The following is an 18,916-nucleotide window of genomic DNA, read 5'->3' as shown; positions in this document are numbered from 1 at the left end:
GGAAAAAACAATGTCTAAAAAATCAACAGTAGCTGCGCTTGCTTTAGCTTTAGCTGGATTGGCAGCGGCCCCTATGGCTAATGCAGCAGATGCTCCAGCAACTCCAGCTGGTGCCGAACAAAAGAACCCATGTGGACCTAAAAAGGAGTCAGGGAATCCGTGTGGCCCGGCTAAGAAAAAAGCAGCCAACCCTTGTGGCCCATCAAATCCTTGTGGTCCAAAAAAACGTAAATCTGCTGATTAATCTTAAATCGTGCTAATTCAATCTACTCTCTGTTTAGCTGCTCAAGAAATTGCTAGCATCCAAACGCGCTACGCAAAAAAGGGCTTGACCCTAAGCGAAGCAGCACTGTGTGGCGCACGAGAGTTTATTGAGTGGAGTCACTATCCCAAAAATGATCTCTCAGATCCCGAGAGTGGCTATGAGTTTTACTACCATGCACATACAGCCGATGAGATGCAAGATGGTGAGCATGGTCACTTCCATTTATTCAAGCGCAATGAAGCGGAATTCCATCACCTCATTGGTATCGCATTAAATCAGCAAGGCTTGCCAGTTCGTTTATTTACTACAAATCAGTGGGTTACGGGGGAGAAGTTAATCTCTGCGGATCTGGTGATTGATGAATTGCGCAACTTTGATATGGCAACTAAGGGTCGCTTGGGTCCAGTATCCCGCTGGGTTAGTGCGCTTACTAAACTATTTTTTACCGACATGAAAGTATTAATAGTTGAACGGGATCGCAAAATTACTCAGCTAGAAATTGACTGTGGTGACCTGATGTCCGCTCTCAATTCAAGGAAGTACCACGTATTAACTGAAAGCAAGATTGATTTATTAGATCGACTTTCACAATATTTATTACCTGTAAATTAATCAAGGAGTTCAAATGAAAAAAATTCGAATAGGACTAGCTGTTGCTATTACAAGTTTTATTGGATTAGTGAACGCGGTAAGTTTGCCGGGTCCATTAGTCAGCGCAGAGTGGCTTGCTGCTAATCAATCAGAGGTTCAGATCTTAGAGGTTCGTGGCGATGTAGCCAGCTATACCCGTGCCCCTGAATTCGAAATTGATAAAAAAACAGGGAAGAAGTTTTTAGTTGAGGTAGGTGGCCATATTCCGGATTCCACATTGCTTGACTTTAAAAAGGTCAGGGTTGATCGCATGATTGACGGGAAAAAGATCAAGTATCTGATTCCTGAAAAGGCTGACTTTGAAAAAATTATTCAGTCAGTGGGCATCAATTCTGACAAGCCAATTGTTTTAGTTCCAATTGCCCAAGATATTTCCGATATTGATGAAGCTTTGCGTGCGTATTGGCAATTTAAGGTTTACGGTGAGGACAATATCGCCGTATTAGATGGTGGCATGGCGGGCTGGCTTTCTGAAGGACGCGATTTTTCTGTTGCCCCATCGATTAAAACTAATGGAACATGGGTTGGCAAAGCTGAGCGCAAAGAGTTGATTGCTAACTCAGAGCAGGTAGCATTAGCTTCTAGAACTGGTAAATCTACTTTGATCGACGCACGTCAACCTGTTCAGTTTTTTGGTTTAAATAAGCGTGACTATGTAGGTGCTTACGGTCACATTGCGGGTGCAAAGGAATTGGCTCCTGAGTTATTAGCAAAGCCTGCAAAAGGGGCTCTGTATTTCTGGGATAAGAATACTTACAACGCATTATTCACTTCAAACGGTATCAACCCGAAGACACCGGCAATTAGCTATTGCAATAGTGGTCACTTGGCGGCTGGTGGTTGGTTTGTTATGTCTGAATTAGTTGGCAATAAATCAACCAAGCTTTATGACGGCTCTTTGTATCTCTGGACTCTAGAAGGTCGTCCACTGGTTGGTGTTCCGCTTAATTAAATAGTAGTTCAGTTTTTCTTCAGTAATAAATTTAAACAAGGATTTAATATGAAATGCAATGTTGGTGGTATCGACCGTATCTTACGTATTGTTGCTGGCCTAGTATTGATTGGCTTGGCTGTCACAGGAACAACTGGAGCCTGGGCTTGGATTGGTGTTATTCCACTAGCCACTGGAGTGTTTAAATTTTGCCCGGCCTATCCATTATTGGGTATTAATACTGGTGCTAAAGATTCATGTAGCGATAGCAGTTCCGGTAAGTAATACTGCTTTAACTAGATCGCTTGTTAGGCCAACGTCTAACAAGCGTTTTTGTCTTTAATAAAGCGGGGATCTAGTGATCAACAAAGCGTCGCGGATCATTGATGGGTCGCAATGGCATGATATGAATTTGATTTCCATCCAGCTCAAGATGCATTTGGCTGCCGACCTCCATACACAACCTTCTCACTTCTGCAGAAGATGCCTCCCATTCAACGGCATTTTCACTACCTTCAATTCGCAACTGAATTACGGCGATCTGACCAAGGCTGCTCATCTTCTCCACTACTGTTGGTACGCTAGTCATGGTTGGGGTGACGTGAACGCTGAGGCCGCTCTGGGGGATAACCCAAGCCACGCGCACTTTAGGTGGAATTTTGCCTTTGTCGGCAACCCTAAAGAGTTGATTGCAACCATCCCAGCTTAAGTTACCCGCATCGAACACACCATGAAACATATTGCTAATGCCAACTAATTCAGCAACGCGAGAATTTCTTGGTCTTTGAAATAAGACCTGCGGCGCGGCAGTTTGCAGGCTTATGCCTTTGTCTATAACAGTAATCTGGTCTGCAAGTAAGTCTGCCTCACGTAAATCATGAGTGACCAATAGGATTGGGATATTCAGATCTTTTCTAAGATCTGCCAGAGTTTTATACAAACCCTGGCGGGTTGGGGCATCAATTGCTGAGAAGGGTTCATCCAGCAGCAATACCTTTGGCTGGCGTGCTAGAGCCCTTGCAAGTGCAACCCGTTGTTGCTGGCCGCCAGAAAGCTGATGCGGCATTCGTTCAGCTAAATTAGAAATACCCATTCGATCCAATAAATCCATGCTGATAATCTTGCGTTCACTTGCGGCAAGATTAGAGTTTTGCAATGGAATCGATACGTTATCTAAGGCATTCAAATGCGGAAAGAGGGCATATTGTTGAAATAAGAATCCACATGACCGTTGTGCGGGCGCTAGGTGAAGCGCTTTAGGATTCAGGTCGTTACCTTCAAACCAGATCATCCCTTCACACTGAATAACTCCGGTAGCAGGCTTGTTTAGGCCGGCAATGGTTCTGAGAACTGAAGTTTTGCCGCTCCCGGAGGGGCCAACTAAAGCATGCAACTCACCTGGCGCACATTCAAGATTGATTTGCAGTGGATTCGGATAGGTTTGGCTAATCTTGATTTTTAGCATTAGCTCAAGCTCCCGCGGCGACCACGATTCTGCCCAAATACCCCATATGAAAGCGCTATACAAACAAGAGATGTGCCAAGGAGCACAAGCGCGATAGCGCCAGCGCCAGCGGAATCAAAGCTCTGAACCTTGTCATAAATCGCAATGGAGGCTGTTTTGGTCTCCCCAGGTATGGCGCCGCCGACCATGAGGACAACGCCGAATTCACCAAGGGTGTGGGCAAAGGTGAGGGCGGCGGCACCGGTAATGCCTCGCCAAGATAGCGGCAACTCGATCAACCGAAAGATTTGCCAATCACTCAAACCGCTCACCTGAGCGGCTTCTCTGATTTCAGGATTAATAGCCTCAAATGCTCTCTGGATAGGCTGAATGGCGAAGGGGATATTGACAATTAATGAGGCAATCAGAATGCCTATGAATGAAAATACTATTGGGGAGCCAAAAATACTAGTATTGCCAAAAGAAACGAGAAAGTAATAGCCCAAAACGGTGGGTGGGAGGACTAGGGGGAGTGCCAGGGCAGCTTCAAACCATGGTCGACTTTTATTGAGTTTAAGCAGCTTATGGGCAACCCAGATCCCAAATGGCAGAATTAGGGCCATAGTCCAAAAAGCAAGCTTTAGGGATAGCAGAATTGCATCAATATCCATTTTTTTGATTGTATTGCCTTTGAGGCTAGGGTATCCCACTATATGAGTGTTTGCGGCTTCGGTGTCCAATATGCATGTATACGCATATATAATCTCACCCTGTGAATATCAAAGTAAAAGTTAAAAAAGCCACCAAAGATCTTTCTCCACAAGTGATGGAAAAGGTATTTGCTAATGTTGCTGAATATTTCAGCGTTCTTTCGGAGCCATCACGCCTGCGCATCATGTATGCGGTTTGCAGTGGGGAGAAGTCTGTTTCTGAGGTTGTTGAGTTGTGCGGCTCCAGTCAGGCGAATGTCTCTCGTCATCTTGCAGCCCTACATAAAGCAGGAATTGTACTTAGGCGTAAAGAAGGTACAACCGTTTTTTACTCTATCGCTGATAACGCAACCGTAGAAATGTGTCAGACAGTCTGCGCAAAAATTGCCGAGAGTTTGCATTAATTTTTTTTAAGAATCTATTCATCAAAGTAGAGAACACATGACCAAAAAACAAATAGAGATCAGTGCGCAAGATATCAGCGCTATCGAAAAGCCGGCTAACCGTGCTCGTCTGGTTAAGGCTCCTGAGCATTTTATTTCTCAGGAACTGATTGCTGACATCAACGCCAATGGCTTGGATGAAAACCGTCGCGGCTTCTTGCGCAAGGGTTTCATGTCTGCTCTAGGTGGCGCGGCGGCAGGGCTAACAGCTCCGCTAGCAATGGCTGCTGGTGAGGGCGATCCTGCGATTCTGGAGAAGCAGGAATGGCAAACTACCCTTGGTAAGAATGTAGCAACTATGCCTTACGGTATGCCATCTATTTACGAGTCAAACTTGATTCGTCGAGAGTCTCCAGGCTTAACTCGAGTATCAGCAGCCTCAGTTGCCTTTACTCCGCTTCAAGGTTTGTTTGGAACAATCACTCCTAACGGATTGCATTTTGAGCGTCACCATCAAGGTTGGTACAACCTCAATCCTGAGACTCATCGCCTGATGGTGAATGGCTTAGTGAAAAACCCACGCGTTTTCACAATGAATGATTTGATGAGAATGCCTTCGGTATCTCGTACGCACTTTATTGAGTGTGGTGCTAATACTGGTCTTGAGTGGGGTAATGTTGCCGTACCTACTGTTCAGTACACGCACGGCATGCTTTCTTGCTGTGAGTTCACTGGCGTTCCTTTAAAAGTATTGCTTGAAGAATGTGGCGCTGACCTCAAAAAAGGCAAGTTCATGCTTGCTGAAGGTGGTGATGGTTCTGGCATGACTCGCACGATTAACTTGGAAAGCTGTTTAAACGACACTATCGTGGCTTGGGCGATGAACGGTGAGATGTTACGCCCTGAAAATGGTTTTCCATTACGTTTAGTGGTTCCTGGTGTTCAAGGAGTAAGTTGGGTGAAATGGTTGCGTCGCCTTGAAGTAGGTGATATGCCATGGAATGCGAAGGATGAGGCAGTTCACTATATTGAATTGATGCCGGATGGATCGCACCGTCAATATGCATCGATTCAAGAATGTAAATCGGTCATCACAACACCATCTGGTGGTCAGCAGTTGCTGGATAAAGGTTTCTACAACGTCAGCGGTATGGCTTGGTCTGGTCGCGGCAAGATCCGGCGTGTTGATGTTTCATTCGATGGTGGAAATAACTGGCGCACTGCTCGTCTAGAAACACCAATCCTAGATAAGTCTATTACCCGCTTTAATATTGACTGGGTGTGGGATGGCTCACCTGCCATTTTGCAGTCGAGAGCGATGGACGATACAGGCTATATTCAGCCAACCATTAAAAAATTGCGTGATGTGCGCGGTACAAGATCGATCTATCACAACAATGCAATTCAATCCTGGAAATTAGATTCAAATGGCGAGGTCAGCAATGTACAAGTTGGATAAATTAACTGCTCGTATTGGTTTTGCAGCGCTTTTAGTTTTAAGTGCTCACAGTGCGGTTGCACAATCGGATTCTGCTAAATATCCAGGTATTGGTCGTCATGCAACGATGGCTGAAGTAGCGGCTTGGGATATTGATGTTCGTCCAGATTTCAAGGGTCTCCCAAAAGGATCTGGCTCTGTTGAAAAAGGTCAAGCCATTTGGGAGGCTAAATGCGCAAGTTGTCATGGCACCTTCGGTGAGTCAAATGAAATCTTTACACCTATCGCTGGTGGCACCACCAAGGATGATGTGAAGACAGGTAAGGTTGCCTCATTAAAAGATATGAAGCAGCCGCAAAGAACAACCTTAATGAAGGTGCCAACGGTATCTACATTGTGGGACTACATTTACCGTGCAATGCCGTGGAATGCCCCAAGATCTTTAACGCCTGACGATACCTATGCGGTTGTTGCTTTCATTCTCAGTCTTGGTGAAATTGTTCCTGATGATTTTGTGTTGAGCGATAAAAATATTGCTGAGGTCAAAATGCCAAACCGAAATGGTATGACGACCAAACATGGTTTCTGGAATGTTAAAGACAAGCCGGATGTCAATGGAAGTTCTTGCATGCATAACTGCGTTCCATTTGTTCAAATTGGCTCAACATTGCCTGATTTTGCTCGTAATGCCCACAACAATATTGCCGAGCAAAACCGCATGTATGGCCCTTATAGAGGCGTGGATACAACCAAGCCTCCAATTAAGCAATTGCCTGGAGCTTCTGGTCAGGGCTTGGCTCATGCAGCAGATACCCATTCTTCTGCAGCAAAAGGACCAGCAGCACTCTTTAAAAATGAGAACTGCTCAGCCTGTCATGCGCCTAATGCGAAGTTGGTTGGCCCATCAATAGCCGATATTGCCAAGAAATACGATGGGCAGAGTGGTGCGGTCGATAAACTCATGGCAAAGGTTAAGGCCGGCGGGGCGGGTGTATGGGGCTCCATTCCAATGCCGCCACAGGCCCAGCTTTCTGATGAGGATCGCAAGACTTTAGTGACGTGGATACTCTCTGGTGGCAAATAAAATAGCCAATTAGGTAGTAACCTCAATGTTTTAATGCAAAATAAGCAATAAATTAACAGAAGTTAAGATTAATAAAGGAGTTTTTATGAATCAGCAGCGACGCAGTTTGATGAAGTATTCAGCAGTATTTGGCCTAATGGCTTCTGCAGGCCTTATCAGCACTGCTCAAGCTCAAGAGTGGAACAAAGCCGCTTTTGAAGGCAAAGGTATCGATGATGTATTCAAGATCTTGGGTGCTGATAGTCCAGATAAATCATCTGCAGTGACTTTGAATGCCCCAGATATCGCTGAAAACGGTGCAGTTGTTCCTGTTGGAATCACTTCTACGCTTAAGGCAGAGCAAATGGCTATCTTGGTTGAAAAGAACCCAAGCTCACTAGCAGCTCAATTCTTTATTCCTGCTGGCACAGATTCATTTGTGACAACACGTATCAAAATGGGTCAAACATCCAATGTATACGGCTTGGTAAAAGCTGATGGCAAGTGGCTAATGACTGTTAAAGAAGTCAAAGTAACGCTTGGTGGTTGCGGCGGTTAATTCCGAAGCATATTAATAAACACAATTCATACATAGAATAAAAGAGGAACCAAAATGGCTGATCCAATGCGCGTAAGAGCTGCTGAAAATGGCGGTACTGTAGATGTAAAAATTTTGATGAAGCATGATATGGAATCTGGTCAGCGTAAAGACGCTTCTGGCAAAACTATTCCAGCATGGTTTATCAGCACTATCAATGTCAAAGCCAATGGCAAAGATGTATTTAATGGTCAATTTGGCCCAGCAGTATCCAAAGATCCATTCTTGAACTTTAAGTACAAGGGTGCTAAGGGCGACAAGATTGTTGTGACTTGGAACGATAGCAAAGGCGACAAACGTACTGATGAAGCTACGGCTTCTTAATATTAGTACGCATAATTAAAACTATAAAAGGGTTACCATGAAAACACGCATTTTATATGGCGTTATTATTGGCTTGTTTGCGGTATTGCAGGGCTGTTCTAGTTCTGCAAAAAATGAGGCTTCTACAGCCGCCACTCCTACTGGAGGGGCTCCAACTGATGAGATTGAAAAATATCGTGCAATGATTGCCGATGGTAACCCTGCTGATTTATATGAAGCTGCTGGTGAAGACATTTGGAAAAAGCCCATGGGGCCTAAGAATGTCTCTTTACAAAAATGTGATTTGGGTATGGGTCCTGGCGTAGTTAAAGGGGCTTATACGCAGTTACCAAAGTATTTTAAAGATACTAATCAAGTTCAAGATCTAGAGTCTCGTCTTGTAACCTGTATGAGCAAGCTGCAGGGATACGACGCAAATGAGATCATTAAGGCCGGCTTTAGCAAAGGCAAGCGTAAAGATCTTGAGGCTGTAGTTGCTTATGTAGTGGCTGAATCTAAGGGTATGCCGATTAATGTCGTTGCAAAGCATCCTAAGGAAAAGCTGGCTTACCAACTGGGTAAAGAATCATTCTTTTACCAAGGTGGCCCAATGGATTTCTCCTGTGCATCATGCCACGCGTCTAATGGCAAGCGAATCCGCTTACAGGACCTGCCTAATTTAACTGTTGAGAAGGGGGCTGCTTTAGGTTGGGGTTACTGGCCTGCATACCGTGTATCTAGCGGTACTTTCTGGACCATGCAACGTCGCTTAAACGATTGCTATCGTCAACAACGCTTCCCAGAGCCTATCTACATTTCTGAAGATACTATTGCAGTCTCCATGTATATGGCTGTGACTGCTAAGGGCGGAACTATGAATGCACCAGGACTGAAGCGTTAATCGCTGGAGATAAATAATATGAAAATCAAATTATCAATTTTGGCGTTTACGCTTTTAGCTGTAGCTGGTGCTGCGAGCGCTGCTACTCCTTTCGAAAAAATGATGTCTAGCAGCTTTCAAGCTAAGGGGCAGGCTGGTTTAGATCGTTTGGATCAAGATGCAGCGCAAAAGTTTTGTTCGAACCCTGTAAATCTCGATGGCGGTGGAGATCCCAAGGTTCGCGAAAAGATTCAAAACGAAAACATGGCTATGATCAAGCAGCCATCCGATGGTAAATACATTGGCGACTGGAAGAGCGGTGAAAAAATTGCTCAAAGTGGTCGAGGCGCTACCTGGTCTGATAAAGCTGGATCGGCAAATGGTGGTGGTTGCTATAACTGTCATCAAATCAATATCAAAGAAGTCTCTTATGGAAACATTGGCCCCTCTTTATGGAATTATGGAAAGTTAAGGGGTTACACGCAGGAGATTGTTACCTACACTTGGAATCGTATTAATAATTCCAAGGCCTATAACGTATGTAGCAATATGCCTCGTTTCGGGCACTTCAAGCTCTTAAATGAGAAGCAAATGCAGGATGTCATGGCATTGCTCCTAGATCCAGAGTCGCCTGTTAACAAGTAATAAAAAATAAACAGGCCGAAAGGCCTGTTTTCTTTAGGAAAATACTATGTCTTTAAATCGTCGTGAATTTTTGCAAGCATTAGCCATCGCCTCAGCGGGCGGCATGAGTTTGCAATCTAATTTTGCAAGCGCGCAAACTACTGCGCAAAAATTCTATGATTTGCCGAAGTTTGGTAATGTGCATTTCCTGCACTTCACTGACTGCCACGCACAACTTCTGCCAATCTATTTCCGTGAGCCTAATGTCAACCTTGGTATTGGCGCTCAAGAAGGCAAAACACCTCATTTGGTCGGCGAATATTTTTTAAAGGCGAATGGTATTAAGCCAGGAACACGTGATGCACATGCATTCACATATCTTGATTACGTAGCGGCAGCTCAAAACTATGGCAAGGTTGGTGGCTTTGCTCACATGGCAACCCTTATCAAGCAAATCAAGGCAAGTCGCCCAGGGGCACTCTTGTTAGATGGTGGTGATACTTGGCAAGGCTCAGGCACTTCTCTATGGACTAACGGTCAGGACATGGTTGATGCAGCGCTCCTCTTAGGCGTTGACGTCATGACTCCACACTGGGAGATGACTCTTGGTGAGAAGCGCGTTATGGAAATTGTGAATGGCGACTTCAAAGGCAAGGTGTCCTTTGTAGCCCAAAATATTAAGACTGCAGACTTCGGAGATTCAGTATTTAATCCTTACGTCATGAAGGTGCAGAATGGCATTCAGGTAGCGGTGATTGGCCAAGCCTTTCCGTACACCCCAATTGCTAACCCACGTTACTTCACCCCAGATTGGACGTTTGGTATCCAAGAAGAAAATCTGCAGAAGACAATTAATGAGGTCAAGGCTAAGGGTGCAAAAGTAGTTGTGTTGCTCTCTCATAACGGTATGGACGTTGACTTAAAAATGGCATCCCGCGTCACTGGTTTGGATGCGATTATGGGTGGCCATACTCACGATGGCGTTCCAATTCCAGTCAAGGTTAAGAATTCTGGTGGCGTAACTTTAGTTACCAATGCTGGCTCGAATACTAAATTCTTAGGCGTATTGGACTTTGATGTGAAGGGCGGCAAAGCGGTTGATTTCCGGTACAAACTCTTCCCAATCTTCTCCAACATGATCCCAGCTGATCCTGCAATGAATAAGCTGATTCAAAAAATTAGAGCGCCGTATGAAGCTAAGCTCAACGAAAAATTGGCTACAACAGAAGGTCTCTTGTATCGCCGTGGAAACTTTAATGGTAGCTTTGACCAACTGATCTTGGATGGTCTCATGGCTCAGAAGAATGCGGAGATTGCATTCTCACCAGGTTTCCGTTGGGGAACTAGCTTGCTGCCAGGTCAAGCAATTACCCGTGAAAACTTATTGGATCAAACGGCTATTACTTATCCATACACCACGGTTACGAACATGACCGGTGAAATGATCAAGACGATTCTTGAGGATGTAGCGGATAACCTCTTTAATCCTGATCCGTATTATCAGCAGGGTGGTGATATGGTTCGTGTCGGCGGCATGCAATACACCATTGATCCAGCTGCATCTGCCGGCAAGCGCATTAGCGATATGCGTCTCAATGGCAAGGACATCGATCCAAGCAAGACTTATAAAGTTGCCGGCTGGGCTCCTGTGAGCGAAGAGGCGAAGAATGCTGGTGGAGAGGCGATTTGGGACGTTATTGAGCGCCATCTTCGTGATGTCAAGGTGGTCAAAGCAGTCCAGCTTAATGAACCAATCATTAAAGGCGTTACAAACAATCCTGGCATGGTTGCCCTTAAATAAGAAAGAAGGACTTTCGTGAAAAAATATTTCCCCCTGATAGCATCTTTTTTTATTGGTTTTACCGCACTAGTATCTCAGCAGGTGTTTGCTGCGGGCTCAAGCGTTGTTTATCACATTGATGATGCTGATACTCAAGGCATTAAAGGCTTGAGAAATGTGCGCAATCATATGGATGTAGCACCAGACACCAAAATCATCGTTGTCACCCACGCTAATGGGGTTGACATCATGATGGAAGGCGCGAAGGATAAGAAGAACAATATTGAATATGCTCCTTTAGTTGGGGCCCTGAAGTCGCGTGGCGTTCGGTTTGAGGTTTGTGAGATTACTTTAAAAAATAGAAATCTAAAGAAGGATCAGTTTATTCTGGATACTGACTTCACACCGTCTGGCGTAGCAAGAATTGGCGATCTTCAATTTAAAGATCATTTTGCTTACATCAAACCATAATCTCATTCGGTGAACATGCTCCTGCGCGGTATTCACCATCTAAAAATAGCATTATTGATTAATGCTATTTTTTTTGGCTTCTGCTTTGCTCAAAGCAGTCCGGTCATAAATGATCCGGTAGGTGTATTGCTAAAGCCCATTAAAGTTGCGCCGCATACTTACTTCGTTCAAGGTAGAGCTGAATTAGGTAGTAGCGAGAATCAAAACTTTATTTCTAATGCAGGTTTTGTCGTTACTCCTAAGGGGGTCGTTGTCATAGATGCCTTGGGTTCTCCAACCCTTGCGCAAAAGTTGATTAAAGAGATTTCAAAAGTTACTAAGCAAAAAATTATTGCTGTTGTAGTAACTCACTATCACGCAGATCATGTATATGGACTTCAAGAGTTTAAGAAAATTGGCGCAAAGATCTACGCTCAAGGGGAGGGTAGAAGCTATATTTCCTCAGAAACTGCAAAGCAGCGGCTTATTGCATCAAGGGTTGATTTTGCACCCTGGGTTAATGATCAAACCAAACTAATTGCTGCGGATACTTGGATAGACAAACAATTAAAGTTGAATATTGGTGGAGTGGAGTTTCTGATTAGCCGGGTTGGCCCAGCCCATGCCCCAGAAGATCTATTGGTCTATATTCCATCTGAAGGCGTGCTTTTTGCGGGTGATCTAGTTTTCCGCGGTCGAATCCCATTTGTGGGTAATGCTGATAGCAAAGGGTGGTTGAAAGCTTTAGATCAGTTTGAGAAATTTAACCCTAAGGTAGTAATACCCGGTCATGGGCCTCAATCCATTAATCCTATAGAAGATATCCGCTTTACTAGGGATTATTTGCGCTATTTACGTGAATCTATGGAGCCATCAGCCCTCAACCTGGATCCTTTCGATGAGGCTTATGCCAAGACGGATTGGTCAGAATACGACGGAATGCCCTTATTTAGGGCTGCAAACCGCATGAATGCCTATAACGTCTACCTCTCAATTCAGGCGGAATAAGACAGATTTGTCATCTGGGCTTTAAAATAGTCGTTTACTTCGCTAAATGACTGATTTCAAATGAAATTGCCAATATTAAAGCCTGTAGTTACCTTCTTTTTCGCCTTTGGGACGCTGCTGTCAGCAAATGCCAGCCCAGATATTGCGAACGGCAAAAAGATTGATGAACAAAAATGCTACGCATGTCATGCCAAGAAATCCGGCTTTGGTAATGGCGATATGATCTACACCCGTAGCGATAGTAAGGTTAAAAGCCTGCAGAATTTAAAGTCGATGGTCGCCATGTGTAATACAGAGCTACGTCTCGATCTTTTTCCTGAGGATGAAGCTGATGTCACCGCTTTCCTCAATCAACAGTTTTATAAATTCAAAAAATAATTAAAGAATTTTCAATATGGAAGCAGTAGATATCAGCAGTATCAGCAAGGTAGTTCTATGGTCGACCTTTGCCATTACTTTTTTGCTTGGCGCCGTAATGCAAAAAACTGGTTTTTGCAGCATGGGTGCAGTTTCAGATATTTATATTATGTCTAGCTGGGGTCGTCTAAAGCAATGGTTTCTGGCCATTGGCGTAGCGATTGTTGGATTTGCCTTCATGTCCTACCTAGGCCTTATTGATCCACTTAAGAGCATCTATACCAGCAGTAAGCTTCTATGGCTCTCAACCATCGTAGGTAGTACGCTATTTGGATTCGGCATGGTGCTTGCATCAGGTTGCGGAAGTAAGACTCTGGTTCGCATTGGCGGTGGCAATCTTAAGTCCATCATTGTGTTTATTGTTCTTGGTTTAACTGCCTACATGACCATGAGGGGCTTTCTTGGTGTTATTCGCATCAATACCTTGGACTCGGTGTTTATCACCCTAAATACACCTCAAGATTTGCCAAGTATTTTGAGCCCCATTATTGGCATTGCTAGGGGCAACTTACATCTTGCCCTGGGTTTGATTATTGGCTTTGCTTTCATTGCATATGCTCTTGCAAATAAGGCCTTTTGGACTGCAGAAAATCTGTTTTCTGGAATCTTTGTTGGCCTTGCTATTTGCGCAATCTGGTTCATTTCTGGAAACTTAGGATTTGTTGCTGAAGATCCCAATACCTTGGAAGAGGTTTTTTTGGTGACCAACTCTGGACGCATGGAGAGTCTTTCATTTGTTGCGCCTTACGCCTTTTCATTGGATTGGTTAATGCTTTATAGCGATACCTCAAAAATCATTACTTTAGGTATTGCTGCCGTTGCTGGAATGATTTCTGGGTCTGCTTGCGTGTCCCTCATTACTAAGTCATTTCGTTGGGAGAGCTTTCGTGATACTGAAGATACCGCGAATCATCTCGTTGGTGCGACTTTGATGGGATTCGGTGGTGTAACAGCGCTCGGTTGCACTGTTGGTCAGGGCTTGAGTGGCATCTCTACATTAGCCTTAGGCTCAATACTTGCTTTACCAGGTTTTATCTTTGGCGCTTACTTAGCCCTGCGTTATTTGGAGTCGCGTAATGCACCCAATCCTTGTAGTTAACTCTTAGGTTAGATTAAATAATATGCAGATAGATTGGTTGGCTTTTTCCCCTGTACCCGCTTTTTTAGGTGGAATCCTATTGGGAGTTGCAGCTGCTTTGTATGTAATTCTGCACGGTCGTATTCTGGGCATTAGTGGCATCGTTTCCGGATTACTCACCCCTAAAAATGGTGATGTTATTTGGCGCCTGAGCCTTGTTTTAGGCTTATTGAGCGCACCATTTTTGGGGAGTTTATTTTTTGATCTTCACACAATTACAGTGATAGATGCAGATTGGATTGCAATCATTATTGCTGGCTTATTAGTCGGTTTTGGTTCTAGTTATGGCTCGGGATGTACTAGTGGCCATGGTGTTTGCGGCTTATCTCGCTTGTCACCAAGATCTCTAGTGGCGACTTTGTCTTTTATGAGTGCTGGGTTTTTGACTGTTTTTGTTATTCGCCATCTGTTAGGCCTATAAATTATGAGAAGACATTTCAATTTTTATAGCCAGTATTTGATCGGTGTTTTATTCGGAATTGGTTTAATCATTTCCGGTATGAGCAATCCTCAAAAGATTCTCAATTTTCTGGATCTTGCTGGTAACTGGGATCCATCCCTGATGTTTGTGATGGGTGGGGCAATTCTTGTTGGTTTGGGTGGCTTTTATTTAGTCTCCAAGCGTACTGAGGCTTTTTTCGGTGGCGCTCTCCATATTCCCACTAGAAGAGATGTCTCTAAGCCACTTGTGATTGGTAGTCTAATTTTTGGAGCAGGGTGGGGTATTGCAGGCTTCTGCCCAGGTCCAGCAATTGTTGCCCTCGGAGCAGGTCATCTCAAGGCTTTTGTCTTTATATTAGCAATGCTTGCTGGTATGTGGATATGCAATCGCTTCTTTACAGGCCATAAAAAGCAAGTCTGATTTAAAATCTAAGCCATTCCTTTTTTAAATTCACATTACATTTTGAGGTTTAGATGAGCCTTCCTATTGCTTGCCATACTGATCAATTCGGTACGCTGGGTCAAATTGATCCAAGCCATTTGGCTGAGATTGTTAAACAGGGCTATAAAAGCGTAATCAACAATCGTCCAGATTTTGAAGGTGGACCAGATCAACCCACGAATGCTCAAATTCAAGCTCAAGCTGAAGCTTTAGGCTTGAACTATGCCTTTTTGCCTGTCATCCCTGGTGCGTTTACGCAGGATCAAGTTATTGAAATGGCGCGTTTACTCAAAACAATGCCTGGCCCCATATTGGCATTTTGCCGTTCTGGTGCTCGCTCTACGAATCTGTACCAAATGGCGCTACAAGTTCGTTGATTCATCTTTGATTGCCAGCGAGAATTTATGCGCATAGAGATCCCAGAGGAGAAAAAGTTTGTTCATGAGATGAATATGCCGATTCGTTGGGGCGATATGGATGCATATGGCCATGTCAATAACACGGTGTACTTTCGTTACATGGAACAGGCTAGGGTAGAGTGGATTACTTCTCTTGGTTACAACGTCGCACCTGGTGACGAGTCTATGCTGATGATGAATGGCTTTTGCAACTTCTATCAACAGCTTTCTTACCCAGGCGATTTGATTTTAAAAACCTATATCGGAAATATCGGTCGTTCCAGTTTGGATGTCTTTACTACGATGGCTTTAACTACTGAGCCTGATACGATGGCAGCAGTCGGTGGAGCAACCATGGTGTGGGTCGATCTAAAGTCTGGTAAATCCGCGCCTTGGCCTGATGATGTGATCAGTAAGCTACGATAGGATATTGTTTGCAACCCAGCAATCCACATATTTTTAGCATTGAACAGCTTGCATCATCTTTAAATCAGTTTGATGCCATCATTGATGTCAGGTCACCAGCTGAATTTGCTTTGGATCATATTCCTGGCGCCATTAATCTTCCGGTCCTAAGTAATGATGAGCGCATTGAGATCGGCACCTTGTACAAGCAAGTATCACCATTTGCTGCAAAGAAATTAGGTGCTGCCTATGTCTCCCGTAATATTGTCAATCATTTAGAAAACTCTCTCATCGACTTTCCAAGAGAATGGCGTCCTTTAATTTATTGCTGGCGGGGTGGTGAGCGCAGTGGTGCCTTCACCCATATCCTCAATCGTATTGGCTGGAAAGCTTTGCAATTGCAGAATGGCTATCAAGGCTTTCGACGTGTTGTGATTGATGGTTTGGATCAAGCTGCTAAAGATTTTTCTTTTCAGGTGATTGCTGGTATGACTGGTAGCGGCAAGACTCGCATTCTTCAGGAGATTGGCTCCTTGGGTCAGCAGATAATTGACCTTGAGGGCTTGGCTATTCACCGTGGCTCAGTATTGGGTAATGAGCCGAATATTGATCAGCCATCCCAAAAAGGCTTTGAGACGAATCTGTGGAATGCATTTAATTCACTGGATCCATCCAAGATTGTTTTTGTTGAGTCAGAAAGCAAAAAGGTGGGTGGCTTACATATTCCGGATCCATTGATGGAGCGCATCCGCGCAGGCAAATGTATTGAGCTTCGATCAAGTACTGCTACGCGCGTTTCTTGGCTTCTACGTGAGTACCGACATTTTTTATCCAATCCCGAGAGCTTTAAGCAAAAATTGGGCTTACTGACATCGCGTTATGGCAGGGATCAAATTGCCAAATGGCATGAGGCAATTGATACAGGAGATTTTGAGAGTCTGGTGGAAGAATTATTGGTGATGCATTACGACCCATCCTACCAATCTTCTATTGTTCGTAACTTTCCAAGCTATCGCGAAGATCATTTCGTAGAGCTTGGAAATGACAGTGATGAAGCCTTTACAAAAACTGCAAAAGACCTCATCACCAAGACTGGCCTTTAACTAAAAGCCTGAATTCCGGTTTGTGCACGACCCAAGATAAGGGCGTGAATATCGTGCGTACCTTCATAGGTATTGACGACTTCTAGATTGAGCATATGACGCACTACGCCATACTCATCTGAGATGCCGTTTCCACCATGCATATCTCTAGCCAAACGAGCTACATCCAAAGATTTACCGCAGGAATTACGTTTCATCATGGAGGTGATTTCTGGAGCCGCAATACCTTCATCCTTCATGCGACCTAAGCGTAAGCAACCTTGAAGAGCGAGCGTGATTTCAGTTTGCATGTCGGCCAGTTTCTTTTGAATGAGCTGATTGGCTGCAAGTGGGCGATCAAACTGCTTGCGATCCATAGTGTATTGGCGTGCGGCATACCAACACCACTCAGCAGCGCCAAGAGTGCCCCAAGCAATGCCGTAACGTGCTGAGTTCAGGCAGGTAAATGGACCTTTGAGGCCAGTAATTTCTGGGAATTCATTTTCAGCCGGGACAAATACTTCATCCATCACGATTTCGCCAGTAATAGAAGCGCGTAGACCCATCTTGCCGCTGATCTTCGGGGCAGATAAGCCCTTCATGCCTTTTTCTAAAATGAAGCCTCTAATCAAGCCTTCATCATTTTTAGCCCACACCACAAATACATCTGCAATAGGGGAGTTAGAAATCCACATCTTGGAGCCAGTAAGTGAGAAGCCCCCAGGAACTTTCTTAGCTCTCGTGATCATGCCGCCCGCATCCGAGCCAAAATTTGGCTCAGTTAATCCAAAGCAACCAATCCATTCACCAGTAGCGAGCTTGGGCAAATATTTTTGCTTTTGAGCCTCACTACCAAACTCATTAATAGGAACCATGACTAAGGATGATTGCACGCTCATCATGGAACGATATCCAGAGTCCACACGTTCAATTTCACGCGCGATTAATCCATAAGAAACGTAATTGAGATTTGCGCCACCATATTCTTCGGGAATGGTGATGCCTAAAAGACCAAGCTCACCCATTTCACGGAAGATGGCTGGATCAGTAGTTTCATTACGATAGGCATCATGAATACGCGGCATTAAACGGCCCTGAGCATATTCAGCAGCAGCGTCACGCACCATGCGCTCATCTTCGCTTAATTGTGTATCGAGGAGTAGGGGGTCTGCCCAATTAAAACTAGCTTTGCTCATGGTTCTTTGTTGTCCTATCTTGGTTTTTAATCTGCACTCTGTGAAATTCCTTGATTGCAGATATTCTCTTTCCATTATCCATTTTTTTCTTGTTTGATGGACGCACCCAGACGCCACCACCGCTACTACGACCTCATACTGACAGCCTTTGTCGTAGTCCTGCTGTGCTCCAACTTTATTGGTGCAGGGAAGGCTGCTACATTGGATCTGCCGTATTTCGGTAGTGTGACATTTGGGGCTGGAATCCTCTTTTTTCCGATTGCTTATTTTTTTGGCGACATACTCACCGAGGTCTATGGCTATGCCTATGATCGCCGGGCAGTATGGGCTGGTTTTACTGCTCTAGCTTTTGCCGCAATCATGGCTCAAGCGGTAATTGCTTTGCCAGTTGCCCCAGGCTCTTATATGGCTAACTACCAGCAAGGTATGGAGACGGTATTTGGCAATTCTTGGAGGGTTGCTCTTGCCTCTATGGTCGCATTTTGGTGCGGCAGTTTTGTTAATAGTTATACCTTGGCCAAAATGAAGATCTTGACGCAGGGTCGTCATCTTTGGATGCGCACGATAGGCTCTACAGCTTGCGGGGAGTTTGTGGACTCCGCCTTGTTCTATATGCTGGCTTTTTACGGTCTCTGGTCTCTAAATGAGGTCTTGGCTGTCGCGATCTCTCAATACGTTCTGAAGACCGCCTGGGAGGTTCTGGCAACACCTTTAACCTACTGGGTGGTTGGTTTTCTGAAACGCAAGGAAAACCAAGACCACTTCGATATTCATACGAATTTCACGCCATTTAAGCTGAAAGTCTAAATTACGGCTTTTTTGAGCGCAAGCCGTTAAAATAACGGTCTTTGATGCAAAACTTGCATCTG

General features: G+C 44.4%; 25 protein-coding genes. 22 read left to right on the top strand and 3 right to left on the bottom strand.

Going from position 1 to position 18,916, the window contains the following annotated elements; genetic code table 11:
- Nucleotides 1-10: 10 nt before the first annotated feature.
- The 4 genes from FD975_RS05390 to FD975_RS05375 are packed head-to-tail and all read left to right on the top strand — an operon-like array spanning nt 11 to nt 2,132.
- Nucleotides 11-244 (top strand): hypothetical protein, encoded by a 234-nt coding sequence (locus tag FD975_RS05390; protein ID WP_215300820.1) that lies wholly within the window; start codon nt 11-13, stop codon nt 242-244.
- A gap of 9 nt (nt 245-253) precedes the next feature.
- Nucleotides 254-877, top strand: a complete 624-nt coding sequence (locus tag FD975_RS05385) for a hypothetical protein (protein ID WP_215300819.1) — start codon at nt 254-256, stop codon at nt 875-877.
- A gap of 13 nt (nt 878-890) precedes the next feature.
- Nucleotides 891-1,868, top strand: coding sequence for a sulfurtransferase (locus FD975_RS05380; RefSeq protein WP_215300817.1), 978 nt, complete (start codon nt 891-893; stop codon nt 1,866-1,868).
- A 48-nt stretch (nt 1,869-1,916) separates the two neighbouring features.
- The gene (locus FD975_RS05375) at nt 1,917-2,132 is read left to right on the top strand and encodes a DUF2892 domain-containing protein (RefSeq protein ID WP_215300815.1); all 216 of its coding nucleotides are present in this window, start codon (nt 1,917-1,919) and stop codon (nt 2,130-2,132) included.
- Between the two features lie 70 nt (nt 2,133-2,202).
- Here the strand turns inward: FD975_RS05375 and FD975_RS05370 are convergent, their stop codons facing one another.
- Entirely contained in the window at nt 2,203-3,312 is a 1,110-nt protein-coding gene (locus FD975_RS05370; protein ID WP_215300813.1) for an ABC transporter ATP-binding protein, read from the bottom strand.
- Nucleotides 3,312-3,962 carry a molybdate ABC transporter permease subunit gene (gene modB, locus FD975_RS05365; protein WP_215300812.1) on the bottom strand — a complete coding sequence of 217 codons (651 nt, stop codon included), beginning with the start codon at nt 3,960-3,962 and terminating at the stop codon, nt 3,312-3,314. Before modB ends, FD975_RS05370 begins: the two co-directional genes overlap by 1 nt.
- A gap of 101 nt (nt 3,963-4,063) precedes the next feature.
- Between modB and FD975_RS05360 the strand changes: the two genes are divergently transcribed.
- The 17 genes from FD975_RS05360 to mnmH all read left to right on the top strand — a co-directional run bounded on the left by FD975_RS05360 (nt 4,064) and on the right by mnmH (nt 16,872).
- Nucleotides 4,064-4,405: a metalloregulator ArsR/SmtB family transcription factor gene (locus FD975_RS05360; RefSeq protein ID WP_215300809.1), complete on the top strand. Its 342-nt coding sequence runs from the start codon at nt 4,064-4,066 to the stop codon at nt 4,403-4,405.
- A gap of 82 nt (nt 4,406-4,487) precedes the next feature.
- Nucleotides 4,488-5,843, top strand: a complete 1,356-nt coding sequence (soxC, locus tag FD975_RS05355) for a sulfite dehydrogenase (protein ID WP_371743402.1) — start codon at nt 4,488-4,490, stop codon at nt 5,841-5,843.
- A complete protein-coding gene (locus FD975_RS05350; protein ID WP_215303880.1) occupies nt 5,827-6,906 on the top strand; it encodes a c-type cytochrome in 1,080 nt (359 codons plus the stop codon). The genes soxC and FD975_RS05350 overlap by 17 nt, the downstream gene beginning before the upstream one ends.
- 85 nt (nt 6,907-6,991) lie before the next feature.
- Nucleotides 6,992-7,444 carry a thiosulfate oxidation carrier protein SoxY gene (soxY, locus tag FD975_RS05345; RefSeq protein ID WP_215300805.1) on the top strand — a complete coding sequence of 151 codons (453 nt, stop codon included), beginning with the start codon at nt 6,992-6,994 and terminating at the stop codon, nt 7,442-7,444.
- Nucleotides 7,445-7,498: 54 nt separating this feature from the next.
- Nucleotides 7,499-7,807, top strand: coding sequence for a thiosulfate oxidation carrier complex protein SoxZ (soxZ, locus tag FD975_RS05340; protein WP_015421154.1), 309 nt, complete (start codon nt 7,499-7,501; stop codon nt 7,805-7,807).
- A 37-nt stretch (nt 7,808-7,844) separates the two neighbouring features.
- Complete coding sequence (gene soxA, locus FD975_RS05335) at nt 7,845-8,687, top strand: sulfur oxidation c-type cytochrome SoxA (protein WP_215300803.1); 843 nt, start codon at nt 7,845-7,847, stop codon at nt 8,685-8,687.
- 18 nt (nt 8,688-8,705) lie between these two features.
- Nucleotides 8,706-9,311, top strand: coding sequence for a sulfur oxidation c-type cytochrome SoxX (gene soxX, locus FD975_RS05330; RefSeq protein ID WP_215300801.1), 606 nt, complete (start codon nt 8,706-8,708; stop codon nt 9,309-9,311).
- Nucleotides 9,312-9,357: 46 nt separating this feature from the next.
- Nucleotides 9,358-11,091, top strand: coding sequence for a thiosulfohydrolase SoxB (gene soxB / locus FD975_RS05325; RefSeq protein WP_215300799.1), 1,734 nt, complete (start codon nt 9,358-9,360; stop codon nt 11,089-11,091).
- A gap of 51 nt (nt 11,092-11,142) precedes the next feature.
- Nucleotides 11,143-11,541 (top strand): DsrE family protein, encoded by a 399-nt coding sequence (locus FD975_RS05320; protein ID WP_251371449.1) that lies wholly within the window; start codon nt 11,143-11,145, stop codon nt 11,539-11,541.
- A gap of 15 nt (nt 11,542-11,556) precedes the next feature.
- Nucleotides 11,557-12,528: an MBL fold metallo-hydrolase gene (locus FD975_RS05315; protein ID WP_215303876.1), complete on the top strand. Its 972-nt coding sequence runs from the start codon at nt 11,557-11,559 to the stop codon at nt 12,526-12,528.
- 60 nt (nt 12,529-12,588) lie between these two features.
- Nucleotides 12,589-12,906, top strand: coding sequence for a hypothetical protein (locus tag FD975_RS05310; RefSeq protein WP_251371133.1), 318 nt, complete (start codon nt 12,589-12,591; stop codon nt 12,904-12,906).
- Between the two features lie 16 nt (nt 12,907-12,922).
- Entirely contained in the window at nt 12,923-14,044 is a 1,122-nt protein-coding gene (locus FD975_RS05305; RefSeq protein ID WP_215300797.1) for a YeeE/YedE family protein, read from the top strand.
- 22 nt (nt 14,045-14,066) lie between these two features.
- The gene (locus FD975_RS05300; protein ID WP_215300795.1) at nt 14,067-14,504 is read left to right on the top strand and encodes a YeeE/YedE family protein; all 438 of its coding nucleotides are present in this window, start codon (nt 14,067-14,069) and stop codon (nt 14,502-14,504) included.
- 3 nt (nt 14,505-14,507) lie between these two features.
- Nucleotides 14,508-14,945, top strand: coding sequence for a DUF6691 family protein (locus FD975_RS05295; protein WP_215300793.1), 438 nt, complete (start codon nt 14,508-14,510; stop codon nt 14,943-14,945).
- 53 nt (nt 14,946-14,998) lie between these two features.
- Nucleotides 14,999-15,343, top strand: a complete 345-nt coding sequence (locus tag FD975_RS05290) for a TIGR01244 family sulfur transferase (RefSeq protein WP_215300791.1) — start codon at nt 14,999-15,001, stop codon at nt 15,341-15,343.
- Between the two features lie 27 nt (nt 15,344-15,370).
- A complete protein-coding gene (locus FD975_RS05285; protein ID WP_215300789.1) occupies nt 15,371-15,790 on the top strand; it encodes a thioesterase family protein in 420 nt (139 codons plus the stop codon).
- Between the two features lie 8 nt (nt 15,791-15,798).
- Nucleotides 15,799-16,872 carry a tRNA 2-selenouridine(34) synthase MnmH gene (gene mnmH / locus FD975_RS05280; protein WP_215300787.1) on the top strand — a complete coding sequence of 358 codons (1,074 nt, stop codon included), beginning with the start codon at nt 15,799-15,801 and terminating at the stop codon, nt 16,870-16,872.
- Here mnmH and FD975_RS05275 read toward each other — a convergent pair.
- The gene (locus tag FD975_RS05275; protein ID WP_215300785.1) at nt 16,869-18,047 is read right to left on the bottom strand and encodes an acyl-CoA dehydrogenase; all 1,179 of its coding nucleotides are present in this window, start codon (nt 18,045-18,047) and stop codon (nt 16,869-16,871) included. The genes mnmH and FD975_RS05275 overlap by 4 nt on opposite strands.
- A 96-nt stretch (nt 18,048-18,143) precedes the next feature.
- Between FD975_RS05275 and FD975_RS05270 the strand changes: the two genes are divergently transcribed.
- On the top strand, nt 18,144-18,854 hold the full coding sequence (locus FD975_RS05270; protein ID WP_215300783.1) for a queuosine precursor transporter: 711 nt from the start codon (nt 18,144-18,146) through the stop codon (nt 18,852-18,854).
- The last annotated feature ends 62 nt before the right edge of the window (nt 18,855-18,916 follow it).

Origin of the sequence: Polynucleobacter sp. AP-Jannik-300A-C4, assembly GCF_018688335.1 — a bacterium.
GTDB lineage: Bacteria > Pseudomonadota > Gammaproteobacteria > Burkholderiales > Burkholderiaceae > Polynucleobacter.
Note: the sequence above shows the minus strand (reverse complement) of the source record. Positions and strands in the feature narration are given on the sequence as shown.

What these genes read in the sequence shown, in the direction of transcription:
- FD975_RS05390 (WP_215300820.1), top strand. Translation starts at nt 11, where the DNA reads ATGTCTAAAAAATCAACAGTAGCTGCGCTTGCTTTAGCTTTAGCTGGA.
- FD975_RS05380 (WP_215300817.1), top strand. Translation starts at nt 891, where the DNA reads ATGAAAAAAATTCGAATAGGACTAGCTGTTGCTATTACAAGTTTTATT.
- FD975_RS05375 (WP_215300815.1), top strand. Translation starts at nt 1,917, where the DNA reads ATGAAATGCAATGTTGGTGGTATCGACCGTATCTTACGTATTGTTGCT.
- FD975_RS05370 (WP_215300813.1), bottom strand. Translation starts at nt 3,312, where the DNA reads ATGCTAAAAATCAAGATTAGCCAAACCTATCCGAATCCACTGCAAATC.
- modB (WP_215300812.1), bottom strand. Translation starts at nt 3,962, where the DNA reads ATGGATATTGATGCAATTCTGCTATCCCTAAAGCTTGCTTTTTGGACT.
- FD975_RS05350 (WP_215303880.1), top strand. Translation starts at nt 5,827, where the DNA reads ATGTACAAGTTGGATAAATTAACTGCTCGTATTGGTTTTGCAGCGCTT.
- soxY (WP_215300805.1), top strand. Translation starts at nt 6,992, where the DNA reads ATGAATCAGCAGCGACGCAGTTTGATGAAGTATTCAGCAGTATTTGGC.
- soxZ (WP_015421154.1), top strand. Translation starts at nt 7,499, where the DNA reads ATGGCTGATCCAATGCGCGTAAGAGCTGCTGAAAATGGCGGTACTGTA.
- soxA (WP_215300803.1), top strand. Translation starts at nt 7,845, where the DNA reads ATGAAAACACGCATTTTATATGGCGTTATTATTGGCTTGTTTGCGGTA.
- soxX (WP_215300801.1), top strand. Translation starts at nt 8,706, where the DNA reads ATGAAAATCAAATTATCAATTTTGGCGTTTACGCTTTTAGCTGTAGCT.
- soxB (WP_215300799.1), top strand. Translation starts at nt 9,358, where the DNA reads ATGTCTTTAAATCGTCGTGAATTTTTGCAAGCATTAGCCATCGCCTCA.
- FD975_RS05315 (WP_215303876.1), top strand. Translation starts at nt 11,557, where the DNA reads ATGCTCCTGCGCGGTATTCACCATCTAAAAATAGCATTATTGATTAAT.
- FD975_RS05310 (WP_251371133.1), top strand. Translation starts at nt 12,589, where the DNA reads ATGAAATTGCCAATATTAAAGCCTGTAGTTACCTTCTTTTTCGCCTTT.
- FD975_RS05305 (WP_215300797.1), top strand. Translation starts at nt 12,923, where the DNA reads ATGGAAGCAGTAGATATCAGCAGTATCAGCAAGGTAGTTCTATGGTCG.
- FD975_RS05300 (WP_215300795.1), top strand. Translation starts at nt 14,067, where the DNA reads ATGCAGATAGATTGGTTGGCTTTTTCCCCTGTACCCGCTTTTTTAGGT.
- FD975_RS05295 (WP_215300793.1), top strand. Translation starts at nt 14,508, where the DNA reads ATGAGAAGACATTTCAATTTTTATAGCCAGTATTTGATCGGTGTTTTA.
- FD975_RS05290 (WP_215300791.1), top strand. Translation starts at nt 14,999, where the DNA reads ATGAGCCTTCCTATTGCTTGCCATACTGATCAATTCGGTACGCTGGGT.
- FD975_RS05285 (WP_215300789.1), top strand. Translation starts at nt 15,371, where the DNA reads ATGCGCATAGAGATCCCAGAGGAGAAAAAGTTTGTTCATGAGATGAAT.
- FD975_RS05275 (WP_215300785.1), bottom strand. Translation starts at nt 18,047, where the DNA reads ATGAGCAAAGCTAGTTTTAATTGGGCAGACCCCCTACTCCTCGATACA.
- FD975_RS05270 (WP_215300783.1), top strand. Translation starts at nt 18,144, where the DNA reads ATGGACGCACCCAGACGCCACCACCGCTACTACGACCTCATACTGACA.